Here is a 14,276-nt window from a genome sequence, read left to right on the forward strand (position 1 = left end):
CTGGCTTGCGGGGTGAGGCGTGATGCGGAGTCGCTTCGAGGGTGATCGGCGGTTGGCCGTGCGGATGGCGGTCACGATGTTTCTGCTGGGGCTGCTGTATGTGGTCTTCGTGGGGGCGCTGGTCGTTCTGATGAAATCGTGGGTGCTCGTCGTCGTGGTGGTGGCGGGGGTGCTCGGGGCGCAGTACTGGTTCTCCGACCGGATCGCGATGTTCGCGATGCGGGGGCGGGTGGTGGAGCGGGAGGAGTATCCCGAGCTGCATGCCGTGGTGGACCGGTTGTGTGCGCTCGCGGACATGCCCAAGCCCGTGGTCGCCGTGTCGAACATGGACATGCCCAATGCCTTCGCGACCGGGCGGAATCCCGACAACGCCGTGGTGTGTGTGACCACGGGGCTGCTGCGGCGGCTGGAGCCGGCCGAGCTGGAGGGTGTGCTGGCGCACGAGTTGTCGCATGTGGCGCACAAGGACGTCGCCGTGATCACGATCGCGTCGTTCCTCGGTGTGATCGCGGGGCTGATCGTGCGGTTCGCGTTCTACAGCCAGGTGTTCGGCGGGGGGCGGAGGGACCAGAACACCGCCGTCCTGTTCGCCGCGGTGATGGGGGTGTCGGCGGCCGTGTACGCGATCAGCTTCCTGTTGATCCGGGCGCTGTCCCGGTACCGGGAGCTGGCGGCGGACCGGGCCGCGGCGCACCTCACCGGGCGGCCCTCGGCTCTGGCCTCCGCGCTCACCAAGGTCTCCGGGGACATCGCCAGGATCCCGACCAAGGATCTGCGCACCGCCCAGGCCTTCAACGCCTTCTACTTCACTCCGGCGACCGGCAAGGAGCCCGGCATCGAGCGGTTCTTCTCGACCCACCCGTCCCTGGAGCAGCGGCTGGAGCAGCTGGGGCAGATCTCCACCGAACTGGGTGAGCCGGCGAGTCCGGGGAGGTCCGGCTGAGGATGGGACTGCTGGACATCCTGCTCGGCCGTACCAAGCCGGTCGTACCCGATCTCGACCGGCTCTTCGCCCTGCCGTCGGCCGCGGTGACCCTGGAGGCGGCGGCCTCCTTCACGCCGACCGGGCGGGGCGCGGTGTGCTTCGCCACGGTGGAGGGCGCCGCCTTCGAGCAGACGCATCGCGAGGTGCAGGCCCTGCTCGACGCGGACACCGAGCGCGACGGCCCGCCGGTGGAGCTGAGCCGTGACGAGTACGGCTACTCCTGGCTGGTCTCCCAGCGCGGCCCCGACCAGCTGCCGCTCCTGGTGAACGACCTGCACGCGGTCAACAGCTCCATGGAGGTCAACGGCTTCGGGCCGCAACTGCTGTGCTCGCTCGCCGGGTTCGAGGATCCCGAGGGCCGGTCCCTGGCGCTGGTCTACCTCTACAAGCGGGGCACGTTCTACCCCTTCGCGCCGCAGCCCGGCGCGGGGCAGCGGCGCGACAACGCCCTCGAACTGCGGGTCAGGGCCGCCCTCGCCGGCGACCTGCGGGTCGAGGAGGATCTGAACCGCTGGTTCCCGGTGTGGGGCGCCCCCGGTCTCTGACCGGGACCGGCGGATCCCGGGGCGCCTCGCCGCCGCCTCACTTGCCCTTCTCGCGCGCCTGCCTGCGGGACTCCAGGGGACGCTCGCGGCGGTAACGGCGCTCCCACCTGGCCTGCTTGTCCCGACGGTCGCGGTACGCGCGGTAGCTGCCGGGCATGAGTCCCGAACCTCCTCCCGAGCCGCCCCCCGGGGCTCCTCCCGAGGAGGCTCCCCTCGACGAGGTCGAGGAGGGGCTGTGCCCGTACTGCATGTACAGGAAGAGCACGGCGACGGCGGCGAGCCACCAGACGGGGTTCTGGAATCCGAGGACGACCAGGACGACGGTCCCTGATATGACGATGGTGCCCATCACGGGCCTCCGTGAGCGTGGGTGTCCGAGCGATGCGTGATGTGGTGACGGAGCGCTGGGGGAAGGCGCCCGTCCGTCGGTGCGTAGAGAGTAGCCCCGAGTCCGCGAGGTGATGCCTGTCCTGCGGAAAGCGGTGGTGGACGACTCCGTAACGCGCGTCCAGCGTAGGGAGACGGTCACTGTGGGTGCATCCGATTTTCCGGGCGGCCCGGTCATATCGGCGCGGGCGGCAAGTGGCATGCGTGAATGGGGAGATGAGCGAACTCACCGCTTTCACTCACACACACGACGATGAACGCCTCAGTGGCGTCCGCGGCGACGGCGGCGCCGGCCCGGGAGCGGTCACCGCCGTTCTCCTGCACGGAGCGGGCACCAGCGGCAAGGACCGACTGTTCCCCCTGCTGGCCGAGTTCGTGAACCGCGGCTGCCACGCCCTCGCCTTCGACTTCTCCGGCCACGGCGACAGCACCGGCGCCCTGCGGGAGTCGAGCCTGCGCCGCCGCTTCGAACAGGCGGTCGCCGTGATCGACGCGCACGTCCCGGCCGACGGCCCCCTGGTGCTGGTCGGCTTCAGCATGAGCGGCCATACGGTGGCCGACCTGGTCCGGCACTACGACGATCGCGTGGTAGCACTCGGCCTGTGCGCACCGGCGGTGTACGCGAGCGAGGCATGGGACGTGCCGTTCGGCACGGGACAGGGCCGGTTCAGCGAGATCATCCGCACCCCGGACAGCTGGCGCACGGCCCCGGCGCTCGATGCCCTGCGGACGTACGAGGGACGCTCGGTACTGGTCGTCCCGGGCAGCGACACGGTCATCCCGTCCACCGTGACCGAGGCCGTCCAGGACGCCCTGACGGCACGAGCCCAGTACACCCGCTTCGAACTCCCGGACGCCGACCACGGCTTGGGGGTGTGGCTGCGCGATCATGCGGGTGATCGGCGGGGAGTGGTGGACGCGGTGCTGACCGGCCTCGGTGACCAGGGGTGGACGGCGACCCGGGCCTGGGTGGGCAAGCAGCTTCCCGAGGGCCGCACGGTCACCGGCACGAGTCTGCTCTCGGGCGGCTGGAGCTCGCAGATGCGCCGGCTCGCCCTCGACGACGGCACCGCTCTGGTGCTGCGGACCTTCGTGAGACCGTTCTTCCGACGGCACGCGCCCGGCCTGCTGGCCCGCGAGGCGTCGGTACTGAGGCTGCTCGCCGGGCGGGACGGCGTCCCGGTGCCCGAGCCGGTCGCCGTCGACGCCACGGCCGAACTCTGCGACCACCCCTCGCTGTTGATGTCCCTGCTGCCTGGGCGGGTCCGGGTCGACGAGGAGGATCTCGAACGGCGCCTGGACCTGCTGGCGGCCCAGCTCGTCCGGATCCACGACGTCGTCCCCGACGAACGGCCGCGCGCCTACCAGGCGTGGACCTCCGCGGCACGGGTGCGCACACCGGGCGGACCGCTGTGGGAGCGGGCCGTGGACGTGATCCGCCGGGACCCTCCGCCGTACGAAGGGTGTTTCCTGCACCGGGACTTCCACCCCGGGAACGTCCTGTTCACCGGGGCGGGCGACGAACTGCGCATCAGCGGTGTCGTCGACTGGGTGGAGACGTCGTGGGGACCGGCCGACCTCGACGTGGCCCACTGTTCGACGGCGCTGGCACTGCTGCACGGCCCGGCACACGGGCTCGGCTTCCGCGAGCGGTACGAGGCCGCCGGCGGACGGCCCCTGGCCACCGGGCCGGACCACCTGTACTGGCGGCTGCTCGACGCCCTCGCCTACTCCCCCGACGCGGCGAAACTGGCCGGTCCGTGGCGTGCCCTGGGGCGGACGGATCTCACTTCCGAGGTGCTGGGCGGGCGGCTGGAGGCGTATGTGGCGGGGTTGGCCGAGCGGTACGGATGAGGGTGACGGGGGACTGGCCTTGTCGGCTTGCGGTCGCACCGCCGCCCACCGCTGACGTACCACCGCCCTAGCGCCGCCCTACGACTGTCAGTGGCATCGGCGAGGATGCCCTCACGGAGCACGACGGGACGGGTGGCGGCGGAGGCCGGTGTGGGTGACGCGGAGCGGTACATCGGTGTGGCGGAGCGGCGGGCGCGGCTCGCGTCGCGGCATCGGCTGGCGGGGGCGGCGCGGGCGGGGGGTCCCGAGGAGGTGGCCGGCTCCCTGGTCGCCCTGCACGGCACGGATCCGGCGACGGTCTATCTGGCCGTCGGGGCCCGGCTCGCGGACCCGGCGCGGACCGTGGCGGAGACCGGGCGGGCACTGTACGAGGACCGTGCGCTGGTCCGGATGCACGGCATGCGGCACACGGTCTTCGTGTTCCCGACGGATCTCACCGCCGTCGTGCACGCCTCGACCGGTCTCGCGGTCGCCGCCAGGGAACGGGCCGCGCTGCTCAAGCACATGGCCACGGCCGGGGCGCCGGACGCGGCCTGGCTGAAGGAGGTCGAGGAGTCGGCGCTGGCCGCGCTGGCCCTGCGGGGCCAGGCGACGGCGGCCGAACTCGCCGCGGACGAGCCGCGGTTGCGGGAGCAGTTCGTGTACGCGGCAGGGAAGAGCTACGAAGGGCTCCACACCGTCTCGACCCGGCTGCTGAAGGTGCTGGGAGTGGAGGGCAAGGTGGTGCGCGGGCGGCCGCTCGGCTCCTGGACCTCCAGCCAGTTCCGCTGGGCCGTCGCCCCCGCCCATCCCGAACTCGACCCGGCCGAGGCGCAGTCGGCCCTGCTGCGCCGCTGGCTCACCGCCTGCGGTCCGGCCACGGAGGACGACCTCAAGTGGTGGACGGGCTGGCGGGTGACCGACGTCCGCCGGGCCCTCGCGGCGATCGGCGCACGGCCGGTCACGCTGGACGAGGGCCCGGGGTACGTCGTCGACGGCGACCTCGGCCCGGTGGCCGGCCCCGCTGAGCCCTGGGCCGCGCTTCTGCCCGGCCTCGACCCGACGGCCATGGGCTGGCGGCAACGGGACTGGTATCTGGCCCCCGAGCTGCGCCCCGCCCTGTTCGACGGCAGCGGGAACGTGGGGCCGACGGTGTGGTGGAACGGCCGTGTGATCGGCGCGTGGGCCCAGCGCCCCGACGGCGAGGTCGTGTGGCGCCTCCTGGACACGCAGGGCGTGGGCCGGGACGCGGAAGCGGCGATCGCGGCGGAGGCCGGGCGACTCCGGGGGTGGCTGGGGGCGACCCGGGTGACGCCCAGGTTCCGGACGCCGTTGGAGAAGGAGTTGGCGCGGTGAACGAAGGGCCGGGCACCCCGGGAATCCGGGGGCCCGGCGCCGGCCTCACCGGCTGTAACGCATCAGCGCCCGCACCATGTGGCACGTCGTGTCCGACGGCGGGTGGACGCCGATCGTCTCCGCCGTGTCGCGGATCGTCTCGTTGCGGGCCTGGTTGGGGACGTAGACGCCCGAGTCGAGCAGAGCGATGGCGAGGCGCATGGCCTTGAGGCGACGGTTGTGGGTGACGTACCACTCGCGCGGACGCCCGGGCGGCAGGGCGCGCTTCTCGACGGGTGCGTAGGGCAGGTCGAGCAGCACGGGGCGCTTCGCGGTGGACTGGGTCGGCAGCGGCTTCGGCTTCAGAGCGGCAGCGGGCACAGGCATCCTCCTGTCGCGGACAGGGCGCCGTTCGGACTTCCCGGCGACACCCTCGAACACTGCTTCTATTCTACTGCCCGGCACTGACAAAAGGCCCTGGCCACAAGGGCTTTCGGGGTCCCTGTGACGCAGGTGCAGAACGGGTTTTCGCGTACCGTGGCGGCATGGAGATCTGGATCAATCCGGCCTGCTCGAAGTGCCGTGGCGCGCTCACCCTGCTCGACGCCGAGGGCGCCGACTACACCGTCCGCCGCTACCTGGAGGACGTGCCGACCGAGGACGAGATCCGGGCCGTCCTCGCCCGCCTCGGCCTCGAACCCTGGGACATCACCCGCACCCAGGAGGCGGCCGCCAAGGAGCTCGGGCTCAAGGAGTGGGCCCGCGACGACACCTCGCGCGACCGCTGGATCAAGGCCCTCGCCGAACACCCCAAGCTGATCCAGCGCCCCATCATCACGGCGGACGACGGAACGGCGGTGGTGGCCCGCACCGACGAGGCCGTACGGGACGCACTGTCACGCCACTGACCCGGCCCCAAATGTGACGCAGGTTACGTCACCTGACTCCTGTAACCACTGAGTAACCTCGTTCGGTATCTCGTACGTACCGGCGTCCGCTCCCCCCTTCTCTCAGGAGCCGCGCATGTCACGTAGGAGAAGACTCGGTACGAAGAAGAAACTCGCCCTGCTGGCGAGTGCCGCGGCGGTGGCGGGAGGCGGCGCCTTCGCCATGGCGGCCACGTCGAACGCCGCGCAGGCCCCGAAGACGGCCGCGGAGTCGAGCGTCTGTCAGGGGCTCGCCACCGCGCTCGGCAACAACCAGCGGTTCATCGCGGACCAACAGGCCGCTCCGGACGCGCAGTCGGCGGCCCGGATCGCCAACCGCCAAGCGGTCGTCGCGCAGATCGAGGTGCAGCAGGAGGCCTCCGGGTGTGTGGTCGGGGAGTCGGCTCAGGACTCCCCCGCCGCGCAGCCCTCCCAGGCCGCCTCCGCCCCCGAGACTCCCCCCACGGGAGGCACCGCCCCGGGCGCCGACGACGCCGTCACCGGCGAGCAGGTGTGCGACGGCTCGACCGTCACCCTGTCCGGTGAGGCCGGCGCCCCGGCCGCGTCCAGCAACCAGTTCCCGGCCGGCACGAGGCTGAAGGTCACCAACCTGGACAACGACAAGTCCACGACGGTGGAGGTCACCTCGGTCTCCGGCAGCTGTGTCCTGCTGAACGACGCGGCCTTCGAACAGGTCCGTGAGCCCGGCAAGTTCCTGATCCGCCGGGCCGTGATCGAGAAGGTGGGGTGAGGCCATCGGCGTAGGAACCCGCTGAGGCGGCGGCCCGCTCCGCCGTCCTGTACGTGTCATCGGTCCTGCCGTTCGCGGCCACGAACGGCAGGACCGGTACGTTCGGTCGGGCCCAGGTCGGGGTCGAGATCGGGGGCGTGTGCCTCCCCCTGGCTCCCCTCACACCGTGAGTCGCACCACACGACGACCAGGTAACACGGGGTTCACATGCGAGCAATGATCGGGAAATCGCCTGTTGACAGGCTCGCGAGCAACCAGAGCGGCGCCCCAGTGCCGCAGCGCCGCAGCACCCGCAAGTGCGCCTAGACCCACCCCCTAAGGATGTGGCCCGTGAGCTTCAAGGCTGAGTACATCTGGATCGACGGCACCGAGCCGACGGCCAAGCTGCGTTCCAAGACGAAGATTCTTGCGGACGACGCGAAGGGCGCCGAGCTCGCGATCTGGGGCTTCGACGGGTCCTCCACGAACCAGGCCGAGGGCCACGCCTCGGACTGTGTACTCAAGCCGGTCTTCTCCTGCCCGGACCCGATCCGCGGCGGCGACGACATCCTCGTCCTGTGCGAGGTCTACAACATCGACATGACGCCGCACGAGACCAACACCCGTGCCGCGCTCGTCGAGGTCGCCGAGAAGTTCGCCGCTCAGGAGCCGATCTTCGGCATCGAGCAGGAGTACACCTTCTTCAAGGACGGCTACCCGCTCGGCTTCCCCAAGGGCGGCTTCCCGGCCCCGCAGGGCGGCTACTACTGCGGCGTCGGCGCGGACGAGATCTTCGGACGTGACGTCGTCGAGGCGCACCTGGACAACTGCCTCAAGGCGGGCCTGGCGATCTCCGGCATCAACGCCGAGGTCATGCCCGGCCAGTGGGAGTTCCAGGTCGGCCCGGTCTCCCCGCTGGAGGTCTCCGACCACCTGTGGGTGGCCCGCTGGCTGCTCTACCGCACCGCCGAGGACTTCGGCGTCTCCGCCACCCTGGACCCCAAGCCGGTCAAGGGCGACTGGAACGGCGCGGGCGCGCACACCAACTTCTCCACCAAGGCGATGCGCGAGACGTACGAGGCGATCATCACCGCCGCCGAGTCGCTCGGTGAGGGCTCCAAGCCGCTCGACCACGTCAAGCACTACGGCGCCGGCATCGACGACCGCCTGACCGGTCTGCACGAGACCGCCCCGTGGAACGAGTACTCCTACGGTGTCTCCAACCGTGGCGCCTCGGTCCGTATCCCGTGGCAGGTCGAGAAGGACGGCAAGGGTTACATCGAGGACCGCCGTCCGAACGCCAACGTCGACCCGTACGTCGTGACGCGTCTGCTCGTCGACACGTGCTGCTCCGCGCTGGAGAAGGCCGGCCAGGTCTGATCCGCCCGTAGCTCTCCGAGAGGCGCCCACCGGCCACGGTGGGCGCCTCTTCGCGTTGTCATAGTGAAGACGCGTACGAGCAGTGACGTCCAAGCAGTGAGAGCAGGCTCCCGGAAGGCGGCGGGTATCTGCTTCAATGGGCCCATGGCCAGCTTCCGGAAGTACCTCGCTACGGGTCGCCATGACCTGGAGCCCTTCTGGCCTTCCCGTCAGCATCACGACTTCGACCGGGTGTGTTGTCGCGCGAAGAACGCGCCGGCCCTCTAAAGCCGTACATCCACCCGGCCTTCGGCCCGCGCGCAACGGCGTACGTCCCTTCCGACGAACCTCTCGCGCGAAAGAGCTGACCTCTCATGGCGACCACCCGTTCCCTGTCCTCCGCCCCTGCTCCCGCCCCCACCCCTCTGCCCGGCCGGCAGCGGCTGCGTGCCGTCGGTCCCGACGAGGGGATCGAGGTCCCGGACTTCCTGCCGCCGGGCGCCACCTGGCTGCCCGCGCCGCAGCACACGCTGCCCACCCTGCCGGGGCAGCCGCCGATGATCGGCTACCTGGTGCTCGTCCCGGCCGACCAGCGGGCACCGGTCGTACCGGCCACCGGTGACACCGCGGGCGATCCCCTCGTCCGCGTCGACACCGTGCGGCGCACCGCCGTCGTGGACGGGCGCGAACTCGACCTCACCTACCTGGAGTTCGAGCTGCTCGCCCATCTCGTGACCCACCCGCACCGGGTGCACACCCGCGACCAGCTGGTCACCACGGTGTGGGGGTACGGGCACGTGGGCGACGGCCGTACCGTCGACGTCCACATCGCCCGGCTGCGCCGCAAGCTGGGTGCCGAGCACCGCGACACGATCCGTACGATCCGCCGGGTCGGCTACAAGTACGCGCCGCCGACGGGGCGTTGATCCCCGGCGGGTCCGGGACGCACGGTGCCGGGCCTCTGCTGAGGGCAGAGCGCAGTTCCGTTCCGCGGCCGTGGCGGGCACAGTCACCGGTATGAGACTTCTCCTGCTGGGTGGGACCGAGTTCGTGGGACGGGCCGTCGCCGAGGCGGCCCTCGGGCGCGGCTGGGACGTGACCGTCTTCCATCGTGGGCGGCACGCGCCCACGGCCGGGGTGCGGTCATTGCACGGTGACCGCACCGCGCCGGACGGGCTCGCCGCGCTGGGCGGGGCCGAGGGCGACTGGGACGCGGTCGTCGACACCTGGTCGGCGGCACCGCACGTGGTGCGGGACTCGGCGCGGCTGCTGCGGGACCGCGCCGGGCGCTATGCGTACGTGTCGAGTTCCTCGGTGTACACCTGGCCCCGGGCCGCCGGCGCCGACGAGGACGCGCCGGTGGTGGAGGGCGCCGCGGCCGACGCCGGGCAGACCGACTACGCCCGGGACAAGCGGGGCGGGGAGCTGGCCGCCGTCGAGGCGTTCGGCGCGGACCGTTCCCTGCTCGTACGGGCCGGGCTGATCCTCGGCCCCTACGAGAACGTGGGCCGGCTGCCGTGGTGGCTGACCCGGGTCGCCCGCGGGGGCCCGGTGCTCGCCCCCGGGCCACGGGACCTCGCCCTCCAGTACATCGACGTCCGTGACCTCGCGGAGTGGATCCTCGACGGCGTGGAGCGCGGGTCGAGCGGGCCGTACAACCTGGTCGGTCCCCAGGGGCACGCCACCATGGGCACCCTGCTCGACGCCTGCGCGCAGGTCACCGGCTCGACCGCCGAGCTGCGCTGGACCGACCCGGACGTCATCCTCGACGCGGGCATCGAGCCGTGGCTGCACCTGCCGGTGTGGCTGCCACCGGACAGCGAGGCCCATGGGGCGATGCACGCCGCCGACGTCTCCCGGGCCCTGGCGACCGGCCTGCACTGCCGCCCGGTCGAGCAGACCGTCACCGACACCTGGACCTGGCTCCAAAGCATCGGCGGAACGGCCCCCCACCGCCCGGACCGTCCCCCCGTGGGCCTCGACCCGGAGCTGGAGGCGAAAGTCCTCGCGAACAGCCGGAGCGTGCGCTGAGCCCGGAGCGGCTACGGAGGGCTGGTGGCGGCGCGATCGGCTCGTGCGGGACGGGCGGCGGTGGCGCGGCCGGGCGGGAGCGAAGGCGAGGCCGGGTGATGGCCGCAGCCGGCCCAACCGGGGCCGGCGCCGACCGCGCAGCCGGACGGGAGCGGGCCGGGCTCCAGCGAGCCCATGGCCGCCTCGACCGGGACGGGCGCCAGTGGCGTGGGGCGCAGGCAACACAGCCGATCGGAGGCAGCACGGGCGGCAGTCACGCGGCCCCAGGCCACACGGCCGACCTGAGCAGCACGGGCCACCGGTGAGGGCGGGCGGCGGCTCGGGAGGTGAGGGAGCGTGGCCAGGGGGTGTACCTGGCACCACCCCCCGACCGACCGCCCAGCCCCAGTGACCCCCGCCCCGGCCTCGGCCAGACTGACGCCATGACCACCGAGACCAAGAGCGACAGCGACGGCTACAGCGACGGCGGCGGCATCAGGGGGGCCGGGGCACGGGGTATGGGGCGGGCGGCACTGCGGGGGCTCGGCCTGGCGCTGGTGCTGCTGCCGGGGGCCGTGCTGTGCTTCACGCTCTCCCTGGTGTCGATCGTGCTCATCCCGATCGGCGTCGGGATCCTCACCACTGGCTGGGTACTCACCGGCGTGCGGGTGTTCGCGGACTGGCGGCGGGTGCTCGCGGCGGAGTGGTGCGGGGTGCTGATCCCGTCGGCGTACCGGCCGGTCCCCGAGAACGCCAACCCGTGGACGCGCACCTTCGGGATGCTGCGCGACCCGGCGACCTGGCGGGATCTGCGGTGGCTGCCCGTGGACATGACGGCGGGCTTCGTCACGGCGCTCCTGCCGGCCGCGCTGCTGATCTACCCGCTGGAGGGATTCGCGCTGGCGGCGGGGCTGTGGCGGGTCTTCCCCGACGGGTACTGGTACGGCTTCGTCCCGGTCACCGGACAGGCCACCGCGTTCGCCGCCGGTGCCCTGGGCCTCGGTCTCCTGTTCCTCGCCCACTTCTTCACCCTGCGGCTGCTGCCGGTCCACTTCCGGCTGACCCGGTGGATGCTCGCCTCCAACCAGCGCGAACTGGCCGAGCGCGTCAAGGTGCTGACCGACACCCGGCGGGACGCCGTGGACACCTCCGCCGCCGAACTGCGGCGCATCGAACGGGACCTGCACGACGGCGCGCAGGCCCGGCTGGTCGCCATGGGCATGGACCTGGGAACCATCGAGATGCTCCTCGACAAGGATCCGGAGCAGGCCAAGCGCCTTCTCTCGCAGGCCCGCCAGTCCTCCGCCGACGCCCTGACCGAGCTGCGCGAACTCGTCCGCGGCATCCACCCGCCGGTCCTCGCCGAACGCGGACTGGGCGACGCCGTACGGGCGTTGGCGTTGCGGATGCCCGTTCCCACCGAGACGAACGTGGACCTGCCGGGCCGCGCGGAGGCACCCGTGGAAGCGGCGGCGTACTTCGCCGTCAGCGAGGTGCTGACCAACGCCGTCAAGCACGCGGACGCCGACCGGATCTGGATCGACCTGCATCACGTCGACGAAGGGGCCGAAGGCGCCGGGGGCATCGGCATGCTGCGGATCTCCGTCACCGACAACGGCAAGGGCGGCGCGGCGATCGGGGCGGGTTCGGGACTCGCCGGAGTCGAGCGGCGACTGGGTACATTCGACGGCGTCCTGGCCGTCAGCTCTCCAGCGGGCGGCCCCACCATGGTCACCCTGGAGATCCCTTGCGCGTTGTCCTAGCCGAAGACCTGTTCCTGCTGCGCGACGGACTCGTCCGTCTCCTGGAGGCCTACGACTTCGAGATCGCCGCGGCCGTCGAGACCGGGCCGGAGCTGGCCCGCGCGCTCGCCGAACTGGAGCCGGACGTCGCCGTCGTGGACGTCAGGCTCCCGCCGACGCACACCGACGAGGGACTCCAGTGCGCGCTCGACGCCCGCCGTGACAGACCCGGGCTGCCGGTGCTGGTGCTGTCCCAGCACGTGGAGCAGCTGTACGCGCGCGAACTGCTCGCCGACGGCACCGGCGGGATCGGCTATCTGCTCAAGGACCGGGTGTTCGACGCGGAGCAGTTCGTGGACGCCGTACGGCGGGTCGCGGCGGGCGGGACGGCGATGGATCCGCAGGTGATCCAGCAGCTGCTGTCCCGGCGGGCGGCCGACGACCGGCCGCTGGGGCGGCTGACCCCGCGCGAGGTGGAGGTGCTGGAGCTGATGGCGCAGGGGCGTACCAACGCGGCGATCGCCGAGAAGCTGGTCGTGACGGAGCGGGCGATCGCCAAGCACACCTCCAACATCTTCGCCAAACTGGGCCTGGAGGTGTCGGACGACGACAACCGCCGCGTCCTGGCGGTTCTCGCCTATCTGGACCAGGACCGTTGATATCGGCCCAACTGTTCCGCACATGCCGTAAGGGATCAACAACTGCCGGTGTTTCCTGTGCAGTTGGGTCGGAAATGTCTTCAGAATCTCTCAGCAATTTCTGAGACGGGTGAACACCCGTGGGACCGCTCGCGTATTCAAGAGCGCCGCTTCACTCCTGTCGGGCGCCTCGATGCTGCCCCGCAAGGAAGTCAGAGGAGTTCCATGGGACGCAACACAAGAAAACGCCGTACGCCGATGGCCACCAAGGCCGTAGCCGGGGCGGCGGCCCTAGCGCTCGGCGGGGGCGGGCTGATCTGGGCCAACTTCTACGCCTCGGCCCATGAATCGGGCTCGGGGCAGAACAGGACGAAGGCCACCGCCAACCAGATCGCGACGATCAACTGCCCCGATGTCGGCCAGAAGCTGACGAAGGTGCCGGAGAGCGCGCGTCAGGGTGTGGCCAAGGAGCTGGCGCTGCTCGACAGGCAGATCACGGAGGCCTACACGCGCCTGGCGGACACCCGTCAGGCCCAGGCCGGTGACTCCAACTACGTCAACAACGCCATCCTCAGCCCGCTGAAGTCCAAGCGTGTGGCCACGCTCGACCGGATCGGCATCAACATCAACCGCGCCGGCGGCCAGCGACCGCAGGGCCTGGACCAGTTCGCCCAGTGTCAGGGCGTCCCGGCCGAGCAGCCGGAGACCAACGACGGCAACGGCGGCGGCCAGAACAACGACGGTCAGGACCAGGGCCAGGACAACGGTGGCCAGGACCAGAACGGCGGTGGTCAGGACCAGGGCCAGGACAACGGTCAGGACCAGGGCCAGGACCAGGGCAACGGAGGCCAGGCCGGCAACGGCCCGGCGGCCGACGACTTCATCAACATCGAGGACGTCCAGCCCAACTCCCGCAACCTGCCGAACGGTCTGGCCGCGAACGGCGACGGCGGCTCGACGGGCACCTTCACCACCCAGTGCGGCACGAACGAGAACGAGAACCGCAACTCGGACAACGTGATCGTGGCGCCCGGCGTGTCCAACGGTGCCCAGCACCAGCACGACTACGTCGGCAACCAGAACAACAACGCCTTCGCGAGCGACGAGGACCTGGCGGGCGGCGAGACGACCTGCCAGAACCAGGGCGACAAGTCGACGTACTTCTGGCCGGTCATCCGGATCCAGGACGGTACGCAGGACATCGACCAGGGTCAGCCCGGCGGTGGCCAGGACGGCAACGTCGGCAAGATCGTCGAGCCCGCCCAGGCCGAGCTGAAGTTCGTCGGCAACCGGACCAGCGATGTCGTCGCGATGCCGACCGCCCTGCGGATCATCACCGGTGACGCCAAGTCCTTCACCAACGGACTGAACAACGCCAACACCTCCTGGAGCTGCACCGGCTTCGAGGACCGGCAGGTGACGGACAAGTACCCGATCTGCCCCGAGGGCAGCAGCGTGGTCCGGACGTCCAACTTCCAGAGCTGCTGGGACGGCCAGAACATCGACAGCGCCAACCACCGCACCCACGTGGACTTCGTGGAGGCGGACGGCACCTGCTCGAACGGCTTCCAGGCCATCCCCCAGCTCCAGGTGCGTCTGGTCTACGACGTCCCGGCCCCGCAGATCAACAACGGGCAGCTCGCGAACCCGTTCGCGGTGGACTCCTTCCCGGAGCAGCTGCACAAGCCGATCACCGACCACAACGACTTCATCAACTTCTTCGACGAGAACGTGATGAACCAGATGGTCGAGTGCATCAACAGCGGGCAGGACTGCCAGTAGTCCT

At 71.1% G+C, this 14,276-nt stretch carries 14 protein-coding genes; 12 read left to right on the forward strand and 2 right to left on the reverse strand.

Annotated features, from left to right (window positions below; genetic code table 11):
* The first annotated feature begins 22 nt into the window (after positions 1–22).
* Positions 23–943 carry a zinc metalloprotease HtpX gene (gene htpX, locus SLINC_RS13330; protein WP_079164515.1) on the forward strand — a complete coding sequence of 307 codons (921 nt, stop codon included), beginning with the start codon at positions 23–25 and terminating at the stop codon, positions 941–943.
* Between the two features lie 2 nt (positions 944–945).
* Positions 946–1,530, forward strand: a complete 585-nt coding sequence (gene pspAB, locus SLINC_RS13335) for a PspA-associated protein PspAB (protein ID WP_067431323.1) — start codon at positions 946–948, stop codon at positions 1,528–1,530.
* A gap of 37 nt (positions 1,531–1,567) precedes the next feature.
* Here the strand turns inward: pspAB and SLINC_RS13340 are convergent, their stop codons facing one another.
* Positions 1,568–1,879 carry a hypothetical protein gene (locus tag SLINC_RS13340; protein WP_067431326.1) on the reverse strand — a complete coding sequence of 104 codons (312 nt, stop codon included), beginning with the start codon at positions 1,877–1,879 and terminating at the stop codon, positions 1,568–1,570.
* Positions 1,880–2,133: 254 nt separating this feature from the next.
* Between SLINC_RS13340 and SLINC_RS13345 the strand changes: the two genes are divergently transcribed.
* Both SLINC_RS13345 and SLINC_RS13350 read left to right on the forward strand, forming a co-directional pair.
* Positions 2,134–3,771, forward strand: a complete 1,638-nt coding sequence (locus SLINC_RS13345) for an alpha/beta fold hydrolase (RefSeq protein WP_067431329.1) — start codon at positions 2,134–2,136, stop codon at positions 3,769–3,771.
* A gap of 150 nt (positions 3,772–3,921) precedes the next feature.
* Positions 3,922–5,106 carry a winged helix DNA-binding domain-containing protein gene (locus SLINC_RS13350; protein WP_067445288.1) on the forward strand — a complete coding sequence of 395 codons (1,185 nt, stop codon included), beginning with the start codon at positions 3,922–3,924 and terminating at the stop codon, positions 5,104–5,106.
* Between the two features lie 45 nt (positions 5,107–5,151).
* Here the strand turns inward: SLINC_RS13350 and SLINC_RS13355 are convergent, their stop codons facing one another.
* On the reverse strand, positions 5,152–5,466 hold the full coding sequence (locus SLINC_RS13355; RefSeq protein WP_067431332.1) for a hypothetical protein: 315 nt from the start codon (positions 5,464–5,466) through the stop codon (positions 5,152–5,154).
* Between the two features lie 164 nt (positions 5,467–5,630).
* On the opposite strand from SLINC_RS13355, the gene SLINC_RS13360 reads away from it, so the two are divergent.
* From SLINC_RS13360 to SLINC_RS13395, 8 genes are all read left to right on the forward strand, one after another.
* Positions 5,631–5,993: an arsenate reductase family protein gene (locus SLINC_RS13360; protein ID WP_067431335.1), complete on the forward strand. Its 363-nt coding sequence runs from the start codon at positions 5,631–5,633 to the stop codon at positions 5,991–5,993.
* Between the two features lie 115 nt (positions 5,994–6,108).
* Positions 6,109–6,762: an RlpA-like double-psi beta-barrel domain-containing protein gene (locus SLINC_RS13365; protein ID WP_067431338.1), complete on the forward strand. Its 654-nt coding sequence runs from the start codon at positions 6,109–6,111 to the stop codon at positions 6,760–6,762.
* 330 nt (positions 6,763–7,092) lie between these two features.
* A complete protein-coding gene (gene glnII, locus SLINC_RS13370; protein WP_067431342.1) occupies positions 7,093–8,121 on the forward strand; it encodes a glutamine synthetase in 1,029 nt (342 codons plus the stop codon).
* A 353-nt stretch (positions 8,122–8,474) separates the two neighbouring features.
* Positions 8,475–9,026 (forward strand): winged helix-turn-helix domain-containing protein, encoded by a 552-nt coding sequence (locus tag SLINC_RS13375; protein WP_067431345.1) that lies wholly within the window; start codon positions 8,475–8,477, stop codon positions 9,024–9,026.
* 91 nt (positions 9,027–9,117) lie between these two features.
* Positions 9,118–10,131, forward strand: coding sequence for an SDR family oxidoreductase (locus SLINC_RS13380; RefSeq protein ID WP_182449161.1), 1,014 nt, complete (start codon positions 9,118–9,120; stop codon positions 10,129–10,131).
* 422 nt (positions 10,132–10,553) lie between these two features.
* On the forward strand, positions 10,554–11,873 hold the full coding sequence (locus SLINC_RS13385) for a sensor histidine kinase (RefSeq protein WP_067431348.1): 1,320 nt from the start codon (positions 10,554–10,556) through the stop codon (positions 11,871–11,873).
* Entirely contained in the window at positions 11,858–12,511 is a 654-nt protein-coding gene (locus tag SLINC_RS13390; protein ID WP_067431351.1) for a LuxR C-terminal-related transcriptional regulator, read from the forward strand. Before SLINC_RS13385 ends, SLINC_RS13390 begins: the two co-directional genes overlap by 16 nt.
* A 204-nt stretch (positions 12,512–12,715) precedes the next feature.
* Entirely contained in the window at positions 12,716–14,272 is a 1,557-nt protein-coding gene (locus SLINC_RS13395; RefSeq protein WP_067431354.1) for a DUF1996 domain-containing protein, read from the forward strand.
* Positions 14,273–14,276: the final 4 nt, after the last annotated feature.

Origin of the sequence: Streptomyces lincolnensis (genome assembly GCF_001685355.1) — a bacterium.
GTDB lineage: Bacteria > Actinomycetota > Actinomycetes > Streptomycetales > Streptomycetaceae > Streptomyces > Streptomyces lincolnensis.

Coding starts and splice junctions, on each gene's coding strand:
- htpX (WP_079164515.1), top strand. CDS start 23: ATGCGGAGTCGCTTCGAGGGTGATCGGCGGTTGGCCGTGCGGATGGCG.
- pspAB (WP_067431323.1), top strand. CDS start 946: ATGGGACTGCTGGACATCCTGCTCGGCCGTACCAAGCCGGTCGTACCC.
- SLINC_RS13340 (WP_067431326.1), bottom strand. CDS start 1,879: ATGGGCACCATCGTCATATCAGGGACCGTCGTCCTGGTCGTCCTCGGA.
- SLINC_RS13345 (WP_067431329.1), top strand. CDS start 2,134: ATGAGCGAACTCACCGCTTTCACTCACACACACGACGATGAACGCCTC.
- SLINC_RS13360 (WP_067431335.1), top strand. CDS start 5,631: ATGGAGATCTGGATCAATCCGGCCTGCTCGAAGTGCCGTGGCGCGCTC.
- SLINC_RS13365 (WP_067431338.1), top strand. CDS start 6,109: ATGTCACGTAGGAGAAGACTCGGTACGAAGAAGAAACTCGCCCTGCTG.
- SLINC_RS13375 (WP_067431345.1), top strand. CDS start 8,475: ATGGCGACCACCCGTTCCCTGTCCTCCGCCCCTGCTCCCGCCCCCACC.
- SLINC_RS13380 (WP_182449161.1), top strand. CDS start 9,118: ATGAGACTTCTCCTGCTGGGTGGGACCGAGTTCGTGGGACGGGCCGTC.
- SLINC_RS13385 (WP_067431348.1), top strand. CDS start 10,554: ATGACCACCGAGACCAAGAGCGACAGCGACGGCTACAGCGACGGCGGC.
- SLINC_RS13395 (WP_067431354.1), top strand. CDS start 12,716: ATGGGACGCAACACAAGAAAACGCCGTACGCCGATGGCCACCAAGGCC.